A 17,574-nucleotide genomic window follows, 5' to 3' on the forward strand; every position below is an offset into this window, starting at 1 on the left:
GCGAGCCCGCCCCGCACCCGCCAGCCCTGCCCCGGACGCGGGCCCCGCGCCCCGCACGCCAGCCCCGCCCGCACGATCCCCCGCGAGAAAGGTGCCGTCCGTGCCCGTCCCCTCCGCGCTGCTCGTCCTCGCCGACGGCAGGCTCCCCGCCGGGGGCCACGCGCACTCCGGCGGCGCCGAGGAGGCCGTCGCCGCCGGGCGGATCAAGGGCCCGGAGGACCTGTACGCGTACTGCCTCGGCCGCGCGCACACCACCGGCCTCGTCGCCGCCTCGCTCGCCGCCGCCGCTGCCGCCGGGCTCGACCCGCTCGCACTCGACCGCGCCGCCGACGCCCGCACCCCCTCCCCGGCCCTGCGCGCGGCGGCCCGCAGGCTCGGCCGCCAGCTCCTGCGCGCCGCCCGCGCCGCCTGGCCCGACCCCGTACTCGACGCCGTCGCCGCGCACCACCCGCGCGGCCTCCACCAGCCCGTCGTGCTCGGCCTCACCGCGCGCGCCGCCGGGCTCGGCCCCGCCGAAGCCGCCGCCGCGAGCCTCTACGAGAGCGTCGGGGCTCCCGCGAGCGCGACCGTCCGCCTGCTCAGCCTCGACCCGCTCGACGCCACCCGCGTCCTCGCCCGACTCGCCCCCGTACTCGACACGCTGGCCGCCGAGGCCCTCGCGCACGCGGCCCGCGCCCGCACCGAGGGCCCCGACACACTCCCCGCCCGCGCGGCCCCGCTGCTCGACCTCGCCGCCGAACACCACGCCCGCCGCCCGCACAAGCTGTTCACCACCTAGGACCGCTGGAGCCGCCCCGTGCACCTCGACCACTCCCACGACGCACCGCCCGCGCTCAGCGCCGACGCCCACCTGCCCGACGGCCGCCGCCGCGCGCTGCGGCTCGGCCTCGGCGGCCCGGTCGGCTCGGGCAAGACCGCGACCGTCGCCGCGCTGTGCCGCACCCTGCGCGCCGAACTGTCCCTCGCCGTCGTCACCAACGACATCTACACCCGCGAGGACGCCGAATTCCTGCTGAAGGAAGGAGTGTTGCCGCCCGAGCGCATCACCGCCGTCGAGACGGGCGCCTGCCCGCACACCGCGATCAGGGACGACATCTCGGCGAACCTGGAGGCGGTCGAGGAACTGGAGGCGGCGACGGGACCGCTCGACGTCATCCTCGTCGAGTCCGGCGGCGACAACCTCACGGCGACCTTCTCGCGCGGCCTCGTGGACGCGCAGATCTTCGTCATCGATGTCGCGGGCGGCGACGACATCCCGCGCAAGGGCGGCCCGGGCGTCACGACGGCGGACCTCCTGATCGTCAACAAGACGGACCTGGCCCCCTACGTCGGCTCCGACCTCGGCCGGATGGCGAAGGACGCGGCGCACGCGCGCGGCGAACTCCCCGTCCTCCTCCAGTCCTTGCGCGGGCCCGAGGGCGTGGGCCCGGTCGCGGAGTGGGTGCGGGCGCGGCACCGCGCGTGGCGGGCGCGCGGATGACGACGGCCGCGGCCGGGGCCCGTGCCCGGGTACAGATCGAGGCGCGCGCGGACGGGCGGGGCGGCACCGCGCTGCCGGTGCTGAGCGGCGAGGGCCCGCTCGCGGTGCGCCGCACGCGGGGCGCCCCGGGAGCCGCGCACGTCGTGCTCGTCGGCGCGATGGGCGGCCCGCTCGGCGGGGACGCGTACGAGGTACGGGCGCACGCGGGCCACGGGGCGCGGCTGCGCGTCGGCTCCGTCGCGGCGACGCTCGCCCTGCCGGGGCAGTCCACGCCCCGTTCCACGTACACCGTGGACCTGGAGGCGGCGGGGGACGGACACCTGGAGTGGCTGCCCGAACCCGTCGTCGCCGTCGCGGGGAGCGACCTCGCGCAGCACACCCGCGTCACGCTCGCCGAAGGCGCGCGGCTCACCCTGCGCGAGGAACAGGTACTGGGCCGCAGCGGCGAGTCGCCGGGCCGGATCACCTCGCGCCTCACCGTCTGCCTCGCCGGACGCCCGCTCCTGGACCAGGAGACCTGTCTCGGTACGGGCGCACCGCCGGGCTGGGACGGCCCCGCGGGCACGGCGGGACTCCGCGCGATCGGTCAACTCCTCCTCGTTGCTCCGGAATTCGAGGAGCGAGAGCGGGACGCGCGCCCCCTCGCGCACGGCTCCGCGCTGCTGCCGCTCGACGGGCCGGCCGTCCTCGTCAGCGCGCTCGCCCCCGACGCACTGCGCCTGCGCCGCCTCCTGGACGAGGCGGCGCAGGCGCTGGGTCGGCGGGACGCGTGAGCACACGCCCCGAGGTCAGGCCCCCACGTAGAGACCGAAACCGTTGGTCGCCATGAGGATGATGCCGAGGACCAGGTCCACCGCCCCGAGGACGAGACCCGCCTTGGCCATGCCGGGGCGGCCCGTGCCGCGCAGCGCGACGTAACCGAAGACGAGGGCCAGCAGGCCCAAGAGGATGGAGAAGAAGAAGAGTCCCACGATGCCGAGGACGAGCGACGCTATCGCCAGACCGCTCGTCGTCCCGCGCGTCCGTCCCGCTCCGTACCCGCTCATGCGTACCCCTTCTCGTAGGAGGCCCCGCCGTGTGCGGTCGCCGTCAGCGGACGGGTTTCCCGGAACGGGCCGGTCATGCCTGGCCGTTCGCGCGGGGCCGCCGCGAAGGCGCGCGAGCGGCACGGGCCCCGATGTTCACGGACGGGTGCGCGGTGGTAAACCATGCGTAGGCGCCCGGCGTTGACCCGGGGGGTCGGGACACGGGTGCCGCACGCACGACAGGGGGAGTACATGACAGGTCCTCAGCAGGGCGCGCCCGGAGAGCCGGAGGACGCGAGAACCTCGGGCGGCGGAGGCTTCGCGCCCGGGCCGGACGGCGCGTTCGGCCCACCGCCCGAAGGCTTCGGCCCGCCCCGGGAGACTGAGCGAGACACACCGCCGCGCCCGTCGCGGGACCCACGGCCGGCCACCGGCTTCGGCGCCCCCTACAGCCCGACCGAGCCCGGATTCCCCACCCAGCCCGGGACCCCACCCCGCTCCGGCGACCCCACCCAAGCCGCGATCCCCGCCCAGTCCGGCGGCCCCGCCCACTTCCCCCCGCCGCCCCTCCACCCGCCCGGTCCGCCCACCGCGCCGGCCCCACCCCCCGGCGGGCCCGCCGCCCCGCAGGGTCCGCGCGATATCCCGCGCGCCCTCGGCCTCGCCCTGCTCGACCTGAGCGGACTCGGCCTCGGGCACGCCCTGTTGCGCTCCTGGGGCGGCTTCGCCGTGGCCCTCGCGAGCACGGGCGTCCTCGCCTTCGTGGCCCTGCCCGCCGACCCCGACGGCGTGCCGCCCGCCCTCGTCGTCGGCTGGCTCGTGGTCCTCGTGCTGCTCGCCGCCCACGCGGCGGCGCGCGGACTGCGCACCGCGCGCCGCGTGCCGACCGTGCCCGTCCTCGGTCTCGCCCTCGTCCTGCTCGCCGCGCCCGTCCTCGCGGGCTCCCAGTACGACGCGGCCCGCGACCGCGCCCAGCACGCGCGCCTGGAGAAGCAACTGCTCGACCGGCTCGGCGAGGCCGACCGCACCGTGGCCCGCTACAGGACCTCCGGCTACGCGGGCCACGAGTCGGCGTTCTCCACGGCGCTCACGACGTACCGCGACCTGAGCCGTGACCACCCCGACTCGGCGGCGGCGCACAAGGTCCCGGCCCGGCTGCGCACGTACTACCGCACGGTCGGCGCGCCCTTCGACAAGCGCGACTACTGCGCGGCCGTCGATCCCCTGCGCCACCTGCTCACCGTGCCGGACACGATGGGCACCGGCCGCGTCCCGAAGGAGCTCGTGGCCTGGCCCGAACCGCGGCTGGCGACCTCGCTCTACGGCTGCGGCATCACAGGGCTCGGCACCGCTGACTCCTCCACCGCCGAGTACCACCTCACCGCCCTCCTGGAGGACTACCCCGACAGCCCCGAGGCGGGCAAGGTCGCGCCCGAGGTGGAGAAACACGTCAGCTTCTCGCTGCGGGACAAGGGCGGCGCGTCGCCGTGCGAGGCCACCGAGTCCCTCAAGACGCTCGCCGGCCAGGCCACCTCCGTCGCCAAGGCCGACGGCGCGCCCGCCGCCACGGTGACCGCCCTCGGCCGCCAGGCGGACCGGGCGAAGGGAGGCCTGCCCACGAAGACGTGGAACTGCGCGCTCGCCGCCTACCACGACAAGGACTACGCGGCCACGCAGACGCGCATGCGCGACTTCACGGCCCACTACGGCAAGGACGGCCGGGCCCCGCTCGCCCGCAAGTACGTCATCGCCGCGCAGGTCGCCGACGAACTCCCCGCCGCGGGAAAGGTCAAGCCGACGACCTCGTCCGGCGGCTCCATCAGCGTGACCGTCCGCAACGACAGCCCCGAGGCCGTCGAAGTGCTCTACACCGGCCCGGTCACCGGCAGCTTCCGCCTCGACGCCTGCGGGGGCTGCGAGCGCTACGAGTGGGCCGACACCCTCAGCCCCTCCTTCAAGCCCTGCCCGTCCGGCAAGAAGTACCCGAGCAAGACCCTGAGGCTCCCCGCGGGCACGACGTACTTCCTGCACAAGCCGAGGAGCGGCAGCACCCTCAGCGGTTCCCCCGCCACCGACACGGTGAAGGTGCGGGGCGGGTACACCTACACCGAGTGCGCCTACACAGCGAAGGGATTCGGATCGAGCGGCGTCGACAGCTGACCGTTTGCGCCTCGGTGGGGGCGTAATACGGTACGAGAATGAGCGAAACGCCACAGGGGGGACGCGGTTCCTCCGATGCCGACCTCGCCCGCGAGGCCGTCGACGTCCATCTCTCGCGCAGGCTCTCGGAGTGGGAGGGCCAGCTGAGCGCCGCCACCGAGGGCACGCACGAGTACGAGGAGACGCTCGGCTACCGCAACGCCGAGGACACGCGGCTGCGTGCCTGGCGCGAGACCGGCCACCTCGACGCCGACCTCGCCCTCGCCGTCGACCAGCGCGCCCGCGCCGACCTCAAGATGGACGCCATCGACGAGGCCCGCCGAGAGGCCATCCACCGCGGCCTCGTCGCCCTCGGCTGGGACCCGGAGGGCGGCGGGGGAGAGGCCAGGGTGACGGGAGGCTGACGCGGACGGGGGCGACGGGAGAAGCGGCAGGCCCGGTACGTGTGGGGGCACGAGCCGGTACGCGTCCCGCCGGCCCGACCCGTACGGACCGGCCCCGCGCCCGCACGCCCCCGCGCCCGCACGCCCTCGCGTCCGCACGCCCCCGGCCCGCCGCCCCGCTCACCCCGCGAGGAGCGCCCGGCCCACGAGCAGCGCGCCCACCCCCGTGCACACCGCGCACACCACCAGCCCGAGCACGACGGGCACCGGGTCCGCGCTCTCGCCGGGCGGCGGGCACACCGCGCGCTCCGGCTCGCCCGGAGGATGCCGCACCACCACGAGATCACCCCTCAGCCGCACCTCGCCCGAGGTGTCCCGCAGCCGGACGAGCCGTCCCTCGGGCGTACGGAACTCCAGGAGCGCCTGCCGCTCGGGGCCGTGGTGCCAGGACCCCGCCGGGGGCCCGACGAGCAGCGTGTCCACGACCCGGGCGAGCGCCCGGCCCCCGGGCAGCCGCCGCTGCCGCACCGCCGCGCGCACCGCCGCCGCGGTGCCGAGCAGCCCCCCGCTCAGCAGCAGCACCCCCGTGACCGCGCGCAGCGGCCAGAACCCGCTGTCGTCCATGACGTGCCTTCCTCGCCGCTTCGAGCGCTGCCCGCGTACAGCTCCGCCACCGCACGCTGTTCTTCCACCCGTACAGAGGGGCTGGAGGGCCACCGGGTTGCCCGGCGGACGGAGCGCGCCGGGGTCGCCCGGCACGCCTGCGCACGCTCCGCCGTACGGCCGCGCGCCCTCACCCGTGCGCGTGCCCGCACCGGGAGCCCCGTCGCCCGTGCCCGGCGGCCGGGGAGGGGTGAGCGCGGGCGCCCGCCCGTGCGGGCGCGGAACCACCGTCCGCACGAGGAGTCCTTCATGCGTCTCGTCACCACCCTCGCGGTGGCGCTCCTGGCCGGTACGGCGCTGCTGCCGACCGCTCAGGCCGCGCCGCCCCCGCCCCCGGCCGACCGCCCCACCCTGCAACGCCCCGCCCCCGGCAGCGCCGAGTCCACCGAGCGCGACACGCCCCGCGACACACCGGCGCCCGGCGACCCCGGGGCCCGGCTCACCGAGGACGGGTCCGCACGCGGCCTCTTCCTGAGCGTCTCCGCCGAGGACGCCACGTGGATCAAGGGCGTCACGCTGGACTGCGCCACACGCCCCGCGAGCGGCACCCACCCGCACGCCGCCGGGGCCTGCGCCGCGCTCGCCACCGTCGGCGGCCGCCTCGACCAGCTCCGCGGCGAGCCCCGCAACTGCGTCAAGCGGTACCAGCCGGTCACGGTGAGCGTCACGGGCAGCTACCTCGGCCGCTCCACGGCCTGGCACCGCACGTACGCGAACACGTGCGTGCTCGGCGAGGAGACGGGGGACGTCTTCCGTTTCTGAACGGGGATCGCGGTACGGGACGCCGACGCGGCCCGCACAGGAGAAGGGCTCGTACACGAGCGAGGGGCGGCCCCGGTCCGGGAGCCGCCCCTCACCTGTCGTGAAGCGCCGTACGCGTCGAGTCCGCCGAGTCTCAGTCCTGGGTCATCGTCATCGCGAGCGTGAGAAGACCGAGGACGACCCAGCCGAACCACAGCCAGCCGTTGCTGCCGAGGGCCACGGTGTACGCGGTGACCACCACCAGCCCGCCGATGGTGAACACGCCCATGGTCTTCGTGGTGCCAGGCATACCGAGTCCGCCTCTCCGGCCACCGGGCCCCGGGGACGAGACCCGTCCCACCATCCTCACCCGAACGGCCGCACTCACGCCACCTCTCTATTGCGTCGGCTTCGCCTCCGGGAGCGCCCGAGCCGGTCCCTTCGGCTCAGCCGACGCTGATCGGCCCTGCGGGCCTCGTCAGCCCCTGGTGCGCAGCGACGCCAGGTAGTCGTTGTACGCGTTCAGCTCCGCGTCCCCGTCGCGGTCCGCCGCACGGTCCTTGCGGCGGGCCTGGCGCTGTTCGGAGCCGTACCACTGCACGAGGAGGACGAGGAGGACGACGACCGAGGGGACCTCGCTGAACGCCCAGGCGATGCCGCCCGCCGCGGTCTGGTCGGAGAGCGGATCGAGGCCTAGCGAGGCGGGCGGGTTGTCGAAGGTGTCGACCATCGTCGTGGACGCCATCATGAGCGCGATCCCGAAGAAGGCGTGGAAGGGCATGCCCGCGAAGAGCTCCAGCATCCGCATGAGGTAGCCGGGGCGGTGCGGCCCCGGGTCCACGCCCATGATCGGCCAGAAGAACACGATGCCGACCGCGAGGAAGTGCACCATCATCGCCAGGTGCCCGACGCTCGACTCCATGAGGAAGTCGAAGAGCGGCGTGAAGTACAGCGCGTAGAGGCTCGCGATGAACAGCGGGATGGTGAAGAGCGGATGCGTGACGACCCGCATGTACCGGCTGTGCAGGAGCCACAGCAGCCACTCGCGCGGTCCCTTGCGACCCCGCCCCGCGACCGGCAGCGCGCGCAGCGCGAGCGTCGTGGGGGCGCCCATCAGGATCAGGATCGGCGACAGCATGCTGATCACCATGTGCTGCACCATGTGCACGCTGAACATGACCATGCCGTAGTCGTTCAGCTTCGTACACATCACGAGCATGACCGTCAGCACCCCGAGCACGAACGGGATCGTCCGCCCCCAGGACCAGGAATCGCCGCGCCGCCGCAGCCGCGCCACGCCCCAGCCGTAGAGCACGAGCCCCAGCAGGCAGGCGACGAGGAAGAACACGTCCAGGGAGGGTTCGAGTCCTCGCCCCAGCGTGAACGGCGGCAGATCGGACATCATGCCGTGCCCGCTGTGATCCATCCGCAGACTCCTGATTTCGTACCGGTTGTCCGCACCAGACTAGGACGGGCGACCCACGCTCCCGCGCGCGGGTCGCCCAGCCCGGTCGCCGGCGCGCCGGTACGGCTCAGGCCGCGCTCAGACCACGGTCTCGCACTCCTCGTACCGCGCCGCGGGCACCGTCTTGAGCGTCGCGACCGCGTCGGCGAGCGGCACCATGGTGATCTCCGTGCCGCGCAGCGCCGTCATCCGCCCGAACTCGCCCCGGTGCACGGCCTCGACCGCCTCGCGCCCGAAGCGCGTGGCGAGGACCCTGTCGTACGCGGTCGGGGTCCCGCCGCGCTGCACGTGCCCGAGGATCACGGGGCGGGCCTCCTTGCCGAGCCGGTCCTCCAGCTCCAGGGACAGCTGACGGGCGACGCCCGAGAAGCGCTCGTGCCCGTAGACGTCGCGCTCGCCGTCCTCGTACTTCATCGTGCCCGGCAGCGGCTTCGCGCCCTCCGCGACGACGACGATCGCGAAGCGCTTGCCCGCGTCGAAGCGCGCCCCGACCCGCTCGGCGACCTCGGCGACGTCGAAGGGCCGCTCGGGCACGAGCACCGCGTGCGCGCCCGCCGCCATCCCGGAGTGCAGCGCTATCCAGCCGGTGTGCCGGCCCATGACCTCCACGATGAGGACCCGCTGGTGCGATTCGGCGGTCGTCTTGAGCCGGTCGAGCGCGTCCGTCGCGACCCCGACCGCCGTGTCGAAACCGAAGGTGACGTCCGTCGCCGCGATGTCGTTGTCGATCGTCTTGGGCACGCCGACGATGGGCAGCCCGGCGTCCGAGAGCAGTTTCGCGGCCTTGAGGGTGCCCTCGCCGCCGATCGGCACGACCGCGTCGAGGCCGAGGTCCGCGAGGTGCGCCCGCGCCCGTTCCACGCCGTCGCGCAGGTGCGCGGGCCGCACCCGCGAGGAACCGAGCACGGTCCCGCCCTGCGCGAGGATGCCGGCGACGGCGTCGTGGTCGAGGGGCCGCCAGTCGCACTCCAGGAGCCCGCGCCAGCCGTCGTGGAATCCGATCACCTCGTCACCGAGGGAGCCCGCCCGGTGGACGACGGAGCGGATGACCGCATTGAGCCCCGGGCAGTCCCCACCGGACGTCAGCACGCCAATGCGCATGGGCCTGAAACACCTTCGCAACCTGGATTCGACACCGGACCACGACGTCCGGTCGGTGCTCAGCACCCTAATCGCGGTGGATCAGACGGCCCACTCCGGTCCGCGTGGTGGACAGACCCCGGCGGGCCCCCTCCAGGCGCACCACATCAAGCCCCTCCGGCGTTTGAGGAGCGGGGTCTGGGGCGGAGCCCCAGAAACCCCGCACGCACGTGCGCTACTCCGGCCGTGTCGCCGCCGCGATCCGCTCGTCCCGCAACGCGTCATACCACCGGTCGTCCACCGGAGGCAGCGCGTTGACGTCCAGCGCCAGCTTCAGCAGCAGGTCCGCGATCTGCGGGTTCCGCGCCATCACGGGCCCGTGCATGTACGTCCCGAACACCGTGTCGTTGAAGGCGCCCTCGGTCCCGTCCCCGGTCCCGTTGCCCTTGCCGAGCCGGGTCCGCGCGAAGGGCCGCGCGGTCGGGCCGAGGTGGGTCACACCCTGGTGGTTCTCGAAGCCGGTCAGCGGCGGAAGACCGAGCCGCGGGTCGATGTCGGCGAGCACGTCGCCCACACACCGCTCGCCCTCGCCCCGTACCGAGACCACGTCGAGCAGCCCGAGACCCGGCTCCCGCTGCCCGAGGTCGTTGACGAACTCGTGCCCGAGGATCTGGTACCCGGCGCACACCGAGAAGACGATCGCCCCGTTGCCCACCGCGCGCTGGAGCCCGCCGTCGCGGCGCAGCCGCTCGGCCGCGAGCCGCTGCGGCCGGTCCTCGCCGCCGCCGATGAGGTAGATGTCGCCCGAGGTCGGCACCGGCTGGTCACTGCGCACGTCGACGCGCGTGACGCCGAGACCGCGCTGCCGCGCCCGCCGCTCGACGACGAGGGCGTTGCCCTGGTCCCCGTACGTGCTCAGCAGGTCCGGGTAGATCCAGACCAGACGAAGACTGTTGTCGCTCATATCCCTGTCCCTTCTCACTGGTCCGGTCAATTCCCCACGCGTCGGCGCAAGTCCTGGAACGCCGTGTAGTTGGCGATCGCCTCGATACGCCCCGGCGGGGCCATGCGCACCGCCTCGTCCACGGATTCGCAGACCCGGAAGTCGAGATTGGCCACTTCGAGGCGGACCGCGAGGTCGAGCTTGCGGTCCCCGATGACGAAGATGGGATGCCCGGCGAGCCGTGTGTAGTCCACGTCCCAGAGCCAGGAGGTGTCGGTGCCGTCCGCGCCGCGCGCGTTGACCGACAGGAGCACGGGGGTGGGAGGCGGATCGATGAGCGAGAAGGTCTCCAGCCAGCCGGCCGGGTTCTTCGCGAGCAGCAGTCGCAGGTCACGGCCCTCGAACTGCACCGTGTCGTAGCGACCGGCGACCGCCTGCACCTGCCACATGCGCTCCAGGGCGACCTGCGGCGGCACCCCGAAGACCGCGGCGACGGCGGCGGAGGTCGCGGCGTTGGCGCGGTTGGCGCGCCCCGGGAGCTGGAGGTGGATCGGCCAGGCCGAGCCGTGCGGGTCGAGGACGTGCTCCCCGGAGAGCGCCCAGCTCGCTGCGGGGCGGCGGAAACCGCACTCGCCGCAGAACCAGTCGTCGCCTGGGCGCTGCATGACGCCGCCGCAGGAGGGGCACGACCAGGCGTCGTCCTTCCACTCCTGCCCGGCCGCCACCCAGATGACGTGCGGCGACGAGGAGGCCGCCCACACGACGAGCGGGTCGTCCGCGTTGGCGACGACGACGGCCTTGCTGCCCGCGAGCCCCTCGCGCCAGCGCTCGGCGAGCATGCGGGTCTCGGCGGCGCGGTCGAGCTGGTCGCGCGAGAGGTTGAGCAGCGCGATCGCCTTGGGCTCGACGTCCCGCGCGACGCCGGCGAGGTACTTCTCGTCGACCTCGATCACGCCGTAGCGCGCGTCGGAACCCCCGGCGAGCGCGGAGGTGATGCCGGCGGGCATGTTGGCACCGAGCGCGTTGGAGACCACGGGGCCCGCGGCGCGCAGGGCCTCGGCGATGAGCCGGGTCGTGGTGGTCTTGCCGTTGGTCGCGGAGACCAGTACGACATCGAGGTGCGTCGCGAGCCGCGCGAGCAGGTCCGGCTCAAGCCGGAGAGCCACCTTGCCGCCGATCACCGACCCGCTGCCGCGCCCCGCCGCTCGGGACACCGCCGCGGCGGCCTTGCCCGCCGTCACGGCCAGTTTGGCCCGTGCCGACAGCGGCTCCGAGTTGGCTGTCATCGTCCTCGCTCCTCCTTCGCTTCCGCCGCGTCCGGCGCCCGCGACCGTCCCCGGGCCACTCCGGCCCGCGCTGTGGTGCGGTGCTCCTCCCGCGCGCCGCACACTGGCGGGGAGGCATTCATCGGGTGCAGCCTACCGAGATCCCCCGCGCGGCCAGAACCGCACACCGCGCCTTGCCTGGGGAAAAGCGCGGAGCCGTAGGCTGTCCGGTCATGCGACGACGTCCCATCCCGGGCAGTTCCGGACAGGTCCGGCCCCTCAGCCTCTACGGCGCCCCTGTGCTCACCACTCCCGCGCGCGAGACGGGAGACTTCGGTCCGTGGCTGGAAAAGCTCGTCGAGGACCTCTTCGCGACGATGTACGCCGCTCGGGGGGTGGGGCTGGCGGCCCCGCAGATCGGCGAGGACGTACGGGTCTTCGTCTACGACTGCCCCGACGACGAGGACCGCCGCCACCTCGGACACCTCGTCAACCCGCGCCTCGTCGAGGTCGACGGCCCTGTGGTGCGCGGCCCGGAGGGCTGCCTGTCGCTGCCGGGCCTCGAAGCGGGGACCCCGCGCTTCGACCGCGCGGTCGTCGAGGGCCGTACGGCGGACGGGGCGCGCCGCCGCGTCGAGGGCACGGGCTTCTTCGCCCGCTGCCTCCAGCACGAGTACGACCACCTGGAGGGCGGCCTCTACGTCGACCGCCTCGACGCGCGCCGCCACCGCAAGGTCCTGCGCGAGGCGGGCCGCACGGGGTGGGGGAAGGCGGCGGGGCTGTAGCGCCGCAGGGTCCGGCGCCCGAGTGGCCGCGGAGCGCGGACGCCGACGGCGGGTCACCCGTGCCCGCGCGCCCCGTGCCTACGCGCCCCGTGCCCACGCGCCCCGTGCGCGTGCGTCGTGCGGGGGGATTCAGAAGCGCGCGCCGTCCTCGCCCCGGTCGGGGACCTCGCCCAGCATGCCCCACAGCAGCTCCGTCAGGTCCTCCACCAGTTCCTCGCGCGCGCAGGGGCGTTCGGCGAGCCACCAGTCGCCCGCCGCGTGCATCATGCCGACGATGCCGTGGCCCCAGGCGCGGGCCCTGCGGGTGCCGCCGGGACCCGGGTCGACGCGTTCGGCGATGACCTCGGCCAGTTCCTCGCCGAGGCGGCGCAGGAGGGGAGCGGAGTGGCGGCCGACGTCGAAGCCCGCGCCCTCGGGCGTGGGGGCGTCCTCGGCGGGGTGCATGAGGAAGCGGTAGACCTGCGGCCTGGCCTCGATCGCCGTGAGGTAGGTGTCGAGCGTGCGGCGCACCCGCTCCCTGCGGGTCGCGGCCGGTGCGTCGAGCGCCTGGCGCAGCGAGGCGAGCAGGGCGTCGGTGTGCCGGGTCGCGAGCGCGCGGTACAGGCCGCCCTTGTCGCCGAAGTGCCGGTAGAGGATCGGCTTGGTGATCCCCGCCTCGGCGGCGATCGCGTTCATCGAGGCGCCGGGCCCCTCGCGCAGCACCACGCGGTCGGCCGCCTCCAGGAGTTCGCGCCGGCGCAGCGCCGCCGTCCGCTGCTGTGCCGTACGCTGCCGCGCGGCACGGCCCTTCGTGCCCGTGCTCTCCACAACGAATCTCCCCGCCCGTGCCTTCTGCGTGCCGTCTTCGCGCGCCGGACCAGGCGTGACGGCCCCGCGCACCGCGCAACGTAACACCCGCGCGTGCGGCCCGTCGGGGGCGAGGGAGGCGGTTGACATGCTCTACCAGCCGGTAACAGACTCGGGTTACTTGAGGTAACAGCATTCGCCACGCGGGAGGGGCCGGTCATGGCCGAGTTCACGATGGATCTCAACGAGGAACAGCGGGAGATCCGCGACTGGCTGCACGGCTTCGCCGCCGATGTCGTCCGGCCCGCGGCCGCCGAGTGGGACGAGCGCGAGGAGACGCCCTGGCCGGTCATCCAGGAGGCGGCCAAACTCGGCATCTACTCGCTGGACTTCTACGCCCAGCAGTTCTTCGACCCGACCGGGCTCGGCATCCCGATGACGATGGAGGAGCTGTTCTGGGGCGACGCGGGCATCGGCCTCTCGATCGTCGGTACGGGCCTCGCCGCGGTCGGCGTGCTCGCCAACGGCACCGAGGAGCAGATCGGCACGTGGGTGCCGCAGATGTACGGGACCCCCGACGACGTCAAGGTCGCGGCCTTCTGTTCCTCGGAGCCCGACGCGGGCTCGGACGTCGCGGGGATGCGCACCCGCGCGGTCTACGACGAGGCGAAGGACGAGTGGGTGCTGAACGGCACCAAGACGTGGGCGACCAACGGCGGGATAGCCAACGTGCACGTCGTCGTCGCGGTCGTCGACCCCGGGCTGGGCTCCAAGGGGCACGCCTCCTTCATCGTCCCGCCCGGCACGAAGGGCCTCTCCCAGGGCCAGAAGTTCAAGAAGCACGGCATCCGCGCCTCGCACACCGCCGAGGTCGTCCTCGAAGACGTGCGCGTGCCCGGGCACTGCCTGCTCGGCGGCAAGGAGAAGCTCGACCAGCGCCTCGCCCGCGCCCGCGAGCGGGCGAAGGCGCAGGGCGGCGAGCGGATCAAGAACGCGGCGATGGCGACCTTCGAGGCCTCCCGCCCGGCGGTCGGCGCGATGGCGGTGGGCACCGCCCGCGCCGCGTACGAGGAGGCGCTGGAGTACGCGAAGACCCGCACCCAGTTCGGCCGCCCCATCATCGACAACCAGGGCGTCGCCTTCCAGCTCGCCGACATGCGCACCCGTATCGACGCCGCGCGGCTCCTCGTCTGGCGTGCCTCCTGGATGGCCACGACGGGCAAGCCCTTCACGTCGGCGGAGGGCTCGATGTCCAAGCTCTTCGCGAGCGAGACGGCGAAGCAGGTCACGGCGCAGGCGATCCAGATCTTCGGCGGCAACGGCTACACGCGCGAGTACCCGGTGGAGCGGATGCACCGGGACAGCGCGATCTACACCATCTTCGAAGGCACGAGCGAGATCCAGCGGCTCGTCATCGCGCGCACGCTCGCGGGGGTGCCGATCCGCTGACGCGCCGTCGCGCGCACGCTCACCGGGCGTCGGCCCCGGCCCGGCCCCGGAAACTCCGTGGCGGGGCGCGCGCCCCGGCTGACAGCATCGCCCCGGCACGGGATGGGCCCGTGCCGGGGCGATACCGTGCGCCCGACCGTCCCGCGGGAGTCCCTCGTGCGCAAGATCCCGACCCTCTTCCTCCGTGATCCGGAGGACCGCAAGCGGCTGCTGCCCGAGGTCGCGCCGGAGTGCGCGTGGGTCATGGCGGGCGAGGGCGTCGCCACCCGCAAGTACGACGGCACCTGCGTCCTGCGCGACGAGGCGGGGGAGTGGTGGGCCCGCAGGGAGGTGCGGCCCGAGCGGGCCACGCCGCCCGGTTACCTCGCGATCAGCACCGACCCCGTCACGGGCAAGGCGATGGGCTGGGAGCCCATGGGCGGCTCGACGTTCCTGCGCTTCCACACGGAGGCGCTCGCGAGCGACGAGGACTTCGTCCCGGGTACGTACGAGCTGGTCGGGCCCAGGATCAACGGGAACCCCGAGGGTGTCGCGCGCCACACACTGCTGCGGCACGGCTGGGCGGCCCCGGAGGTCGCGGCCGACTTCGCGGGCGCGCCCCGCGACTTCGCCGGTCTGCGGGCGTGGGTCACGGCACGCCCGTACGAGGGCATCGTGTGGCACCACCCCGACGGCCGGAGGGCGAAACTCAAGGTCCGTGACTTCGGGGCCTGAGCGGCGGCCGCGGGCAGAGGGCGACCCCTGCCGGACGGGGGGACCGGCAGGGGCCGCGGTGGGAGGGGCAGCGAGGGGGGGATTCGCGCCTCGCCTCCCACAGAGGTGAACGCTAGAGCATCGGCTCGTGTTCCCGCGCTCTTTCCGGCTCCGCACGCCGCGCGCCGTCCGCTTTTGCCACGGGAGCGCCCCCTTGGCCGAGCGGGTGGATCAACGGCGTACGGGACGGCCGGGCCGGGCGCGCGAGCCTCTTCTCGCGCACACCGCCCCGCCGTCACCGGCCGCGCTTTCCCGCCCGGCGGGCGGAGTGTCGTGCGTGACGCTCCGTACCCGCGCACGCACACCACGGCCGGCGTGCGTGCGCGGCCGTGGGCGGGGTACGGGGGCTCCCGTACGAGCGCTGCGCGGCCTCACCCGTTCGGCCCACGCGCGGTGGCCCGCGTCCACGCGGCGCCCCACGCTGGGCCGGGAGGCGCCGCTCGGCGTGCACCGATGACCGGGAGGAATCACTCGTGGACAGCGATGACACGGGCCGTGGCGACGACGTCTACCAGCCGGACGGCTCCGAGGAGCGGGACGACGACGACTTCGCCCAGCTCGACTACGACGACACCCTCCTCGACCCGGACGTGAAGGACCCGCTCGACGAGGGCTACTCACCCCCCGAACGTCCCCTTGCCGCCGACAACGACGGCACCACGCTCGCCGAGAGCGAGGAGGGCGAGTCGCTCGACCAGCGCCTGTCCGAGGAAGTGCCCGATATCGGCGACCCGCAGGGCGACGGCCTCGGCGACGCGCTCGACACGGACGGGGAACTGCGCGACGACGAGGTGGGCGAGGACCGCTCCGGGCGTCTCGTCGCGCCGGACGAGGGCCTCGGGCCCGACACCGAGAAGGACCTGGTCGCCTCGGACGTCGGCATCGACGGTGCCGCCGCCTCCGCCGAGGAGGCCGCCGTGCACGTCGTGGAGGACGACGAGAACGACCTCCCCATCGACGAGGACATCAACAACCTTCCCTGAGGCGGCCGTTGCGGGCGGCCCGCGCGTCCCGGGCCACCCTCCCGCCCCCGAACCCCGACGGCCTTCCCCGTAAGGAGCCCAGCGATGCAGAAGGACAAGCAGCCCGACTACCACCCCGTCGTCTTCCGCGACCGGGCCGCGGGGTACGCCTTCCTCACCCGCTCCACCGCGACCAGCGGCGAGACGGTCGAGTGGGACGACGGCGAGACCTACCCCGTCGTCGACGTCGAGATCTCCTCCGAGAGCCACCCCTTCTACACCGGCAAGGCGCGGGTCGTCGACAGCGAGGGCCAGGTCGCCAAGTTCGAGAAGCGGTACGGCGGCGAGGGCGGCGGCGCCCGCTGAGCACCGGCCGGGCGGCACCGCGCGCGGGCCCCGGCAGGCGCCGCGCGGCACGCCGCGTCGTCCCGCGCGGCGCCCGCGCCCTCGCCCTGGCCCTGCGCGCCCTCGCGCTCGCCCGGCTCGCCGTGCGGCACGCGCCGCACACCCCGCACCTGCCGCACCTGCCGCACGCCCTCGCGGGTGCCGCCCGCGAGGGCGCGGCCCCCGGCCCCCACCTCGGCGGCGACCCGCTCCCGCCGCAGCCCACGGAGGTCCGCATGAAGGCAGTCGTCGTCCCCGGCTTCACCGAGCCCCTCGCCATCGAGGACCGCGCGATCCCCGAGCCCACCGGCCGTCAGGCACTCGTGCGCATGGAGACCTCCGGGCTCTGCCACACCGACATCCACGCGGCGCGCGGCGACTGGCCCGTCAAGCCCTCGCCGCCTTTCGTCCCGGGACACGAGGGCATCGGCATCGTCGAGGCCACCGGCCCCGAGGCGGGGCACCTCTCGGTCGGCGACCGCGTCGCGGTGCCGTGGCTCGGCACCGCCTGCGGCCACTGCGACCACTGCGTCTCGGGCTGGGAGACGCTGTGCCTCCAGCAGCAGAACACCGGCTACTCGGTCGACGGCACGCACAGCGAGTACGCGATCGCCGACGCCGACTACGTGGTCGCGGTCCCCGAGGGCATCGACCCGCTCGACGCCGCGCCCCTGACCTGTGCCGGAGTCACCACGTACAAGGCCGTCAAGGTCGGCGGGACCCGGCCCGGACAGCGCGTTCTCGTCTCCGGGATCGGCGGCCTCGGACACCTCGCGCTCCAGTACGCGCGGATCTTCGGCGGCGAGACCATCGCCGTCGACATCACCGACGAGAAGCTCGCCCTCGCCCGCGAACTCGGCGCCGACCACGTCATCGACGCCCGCGGCCAGGACGTCGCCGAGGAGGTCGCACGGCTCGGCGGCGCCGATGTCGCGATCTCCACCGCCGTCGACAACGACTCCTTCCGCGCCGCCTACACCGCTCTGCGGCGCGGCGGCACCCTCGTCCTGGTCGCACTCCCCGCCGAGGGGAGTCTCGAACTGCCCGTCTTCGAGACCGTGCTGAGCGGCAAGAGCGTCGTCGGCTCGATCGTCGGCACCCGTCAGGACCTCGCCGAGGTCTTCCGCCTCCACCGGCTCGGCCGCACCCGCGTCATCCGCGAGACGCGCCGCCTGGAGGACGTCAACCTCGCGATCGACGAGGTGCTCTCCGGGAAGGTCACGGCACGACTCGTCTTCGACCTGCGGTGA

General features: G+C 74.3%; 20 protein-coding genes. 12 read left to right on the top strand and 8 right to left on the bottom strand.

Annotated elements, in window-relative coordinates:
* Positions 1-100 precede the first annotated feature (100 nt).
* Genes ACIP4O_RS16020 through ACIP4O_RS16030 form a run of 3 tightly spaced genes read left to right on the top strand, consistent with a single transcriptional unit; the run spans position 101 to position 2,253 of the window.
* Entirely contained in the window at positions 101-778 is a 678-nt protein-coding gene (locus tag ACIP4O_RS16020; protein ID WP_401575057.1) for an urease accessory protein UreF, read from the top strand.
* 18 nt (positions 779-796) lie between these two features.
* Complete coding sequence (gene ureG, locus ACIP4O_RS16025; RefSeq protein WP_401575059.1) at positions 797-1,480, top strand: urease accessory protein UreG; 684 nt, start codon at positions 797-799, stop codon at positions 1,478-1,480.
* The gene (locus ACIP4O_RS16030) at positions 1,477-2,253 is read left to right on the top strand and encodes an urease accessory protein UreD (RefSeq protein ID WP_401575060.1); all 777 of its coding nucleotides are present in this window, start codon (positions 1,477-1,479) and stop codon (positions 2,251-2,253) included. Before ureG ends, ACIP4O_RS16030 begins: the two co-directional genes overlap by 4 nt.
* Positions 2,254-2,268: 15 nt before the next feature.
* Here the strand turns inward: ACIP4O_RS16030 and ACIP4O_RS16035 are convergent, their stop codons facing one another.
* A complete protein-coding gene (locus ACIP4O_RS16035; protein ID WP_164291176.1) occupies positions 2,269-2,526 on the bottom strand; it encodes a DUF4190 domain-containing protein in 258 nt (85 codons plus the stop codon).
* A gap of 231 nt (positions 2,527-2,757) precedes the next feature.
* On the opposite strand from ACIP4O_RS16035, the gene ACIP4O_RS16040 reads away from it, so the two are divergent.
* Together ACIP4O_RS16040 and ACIP4O_RS16045 are read left to right on the top strand one after the other, a co-directional pair.
* Positions 2,758-4,665, top strand: coding sequence for a hypothetical protein (locus ACIP4O_RS16040; RefSeq protein WP_401575061.1), 1,908 nt, complete (start codon positions 2,758-2,760; stop codon positions 4,663-4,665).
* Positions 4,666-4,703: 38 nt separating this feature from the next.
* Positions 4,704-5,069: a hypothetical protein gene (locus ACIP4O_RS16045; protein WP_361334052.1), complete on the top strand. Its 366-nt coding sequence runs from the start codon at positions 4,704-4,706 to the stop codon at positions 5,067-5,069.
* A gap of 159 nt (positions 5,070-5,228) precedes the next feature.
* Here ACIP4O_RS16045 and ACIP4O_RS16050 read toward each other — a convergent pair whose 3' ends face one another.
* Complete coding sequence (locus ACIP4O_RS16050; RefSeq protein WP_401575062.1) at positions 5,229-5,672, bottom strand: hypothetical protein; 444 nt, start codon at positions 5,670-5,672, stop codon at positions 5,229-5,231.
* A gap of 288 nt (positions 5,673-5,960) precedes the next feature.
* Between ACIP4O_RS16050 and ACIP4O_RS16055 the strand changes: the two genes are divergently transcribed.
* The gene (locus ACIP4O_RS16055; RefSeq protein WP_401575063.1) at positions 5,961-6,473 is read left to right on the top strand and encodes an SSI family serine proteinase inhibitor; all 513 of its coding nucleotides are present in this window, start codon (positions 5,961-5,963) and stop codon (positions 6,471-6,473) included.
* Positions 6,474-6,606: 133 nt separating this feature from the next.
* Here the strand turns inward: ACIP4O_RS16055 and ACIP4O_RS16060 are convergent, their stop codons facing one another.
* The 5 genes from ACIP4O_RS16060 to ACIP4O_RS16080 all read right to left on the bottom strand — a co-directional run bounded on the left by ACIP4O_RS16060 (position 6,607) and on the right by ACIP4O_RS16080 (position 11,226).
* Entirely contained in the window at positions 6,607-6,762 is a 156-nt protein-coding gene (locus tag ACIP4O_RS16060) for a hypothetical protein (RefSeq protein ID WP_007829792.1), read from the bottom strand.
* Positions 6,763-6,930: 168 nt separating this feature from the next.
* Positions 6,931-7,878, bottom strand: a complete 948-nt coding sequence (locus ACIP4O_RS16065; protein WP_401575064.1) for a cytochrome c oxidase assembly protein — start codon at positions 7,876-7,878, stop codon at positions 6,931-6,933.
* Positions 7,879-7,995: 117 nt separating this feature from the next.
* Positions 7,996-9,018: a 6-phosphofructokinase gene (locus ACIP4O_RS16070; RefSeq protein ID WP_401575066.1), complete on the bottom strand. Its 1,023-nt coding sequence runs from the start codon at positions 9,016-9,018 to the stop codon at positions 7,996-7,998.
* A 214-nt stretch (positions 9,019-9,232) separates the two neighbouring features.
* Positions 9,233-9,961: a type 1 glutamine amidotransferase gene (locus ACIP4O_RS16075; RefSeq protein ID WP_401575067.1), complete on the bottom strand. Its 729-nt coding sequence runs from the start codon at positions 9,959-9,961 to the stop codon at positions 9,233-9,235.
* Between the two features lie 26 nt (positions 9,962-9,987).
* A complete protein-coding gene (locus ACIP4O_RS16080; RefSeq protein WP_361334036.1) occupies positions 9,988-11,226 on the bottom strand; it encodes a MurT ligase domain-containing protein in 1,239 nt (412 codons plus the stop codon).
* Positions 11,227-11,438: 212 nt separating this feature from the next.
* On the opposite strand from ACIP4O_RS16080, the gene def reads away from it, so the two are divergent.
* Positions 11,439-11,990, top strand: a complete 552-nt coding sequence (gene def / locus ACIP4O_RS16085; protein WP_361334033.1) for a peptide deformylase — start codon at positions 11,439-11,441, stop codon at positions 11,988-11,990.
* A gap of 129 nt (positions 11,991-12,119) precedes the next feature.
* Here def and ACIP4O_RS16090 read toward each other — a convergent pair whose 3' ends face one another.
* The gene (locus tag ACIP4O_RS16090; RefSeq protein ID WP_361334030.1) at positions 12,120-12,797 is read right to left on the bottom strand and encodes a TetR family transcriptional regulator; all 678 of its coding nucleotides are present in this window, start codon (positions 12,795-12,797) and stop codon (positions 12,120-12,122) included.
* Positions 12,798-12,995: 198 nt separating this feature from the next.
* On the opposite strand from ACIP4O_RS16090, the gene ACIP4O_RS16095 reads away from it, so the two are divergent.
* From ACIP4O_RS16095 to adhP, 5 genes are all read left to right on the top strand, one after another.
* Complete coding sequence (locus ACIP4O_RS16095) at positions 12,996-14,225, top strand: acyl-CoA dehydrogenase family protein (protein WP_401575068.1); 1,230 nt, start codon at positions 12,996-12,998, stop codon at positions 14,223-14,225.
* Between the two features lie 156 nt (positions 14,226-14,381).
* Entirely contained in the window at positions 14,382-14,939 is a 558-nt protein-coding gene (locus ACIP4O_RS16100) for a hypothetical protein (protein ID WP_401575069.1), read from the top strand.
* Positions 14,940-15,451: 512 nt separating this feature from the next.
* A complete protein-coding gene (locus ACIP4O_RS16105; RefSeq protein ID WP_401575070.1) occupies positions 15,452-15,961 on the top strand; it encodes a DUF5709 domain-containing protein in 510 nt (169 codons plus the stop codon).
* A gap of 84 nt (positions 15,962-16,045) precedes the next feature.
* Positions 16,046-16,306 carry a type B 50S ribosomal protein L31 gene (locus ACIP4O_RS16110; RefSeq protein ID WP_361334003.1) on the top strand — a complete coding sequence of 87 codons (261 nt, stop codon included), beginning with the start codon at positions 16,046-16,048 and terminating at the stop codon, positions 16,304-16,306.
* A gap of 254 nt (positions 16,307-16,560) precedes the next feature.
* On the top strand, positions 16,561-17,574 hold the full coding sequence (gene adhP, locus ACIP4O_RS16115; RefSeq protein WP_401575487.1) for an alcohol dehydrogenase AdhP: 1,014 nt from the start codon (positions 16,561-16,563) through the stop codon (positions 17,572-17,574).

This window comes from Streptomyces sp. NPDC088923 (genome assembly GCF_044749745.1).
Lineage (GTDB): Bacteria > Actinomycetota > Actinomycetes > Streptomycetales > Streptomycetaceae > Streptomyces.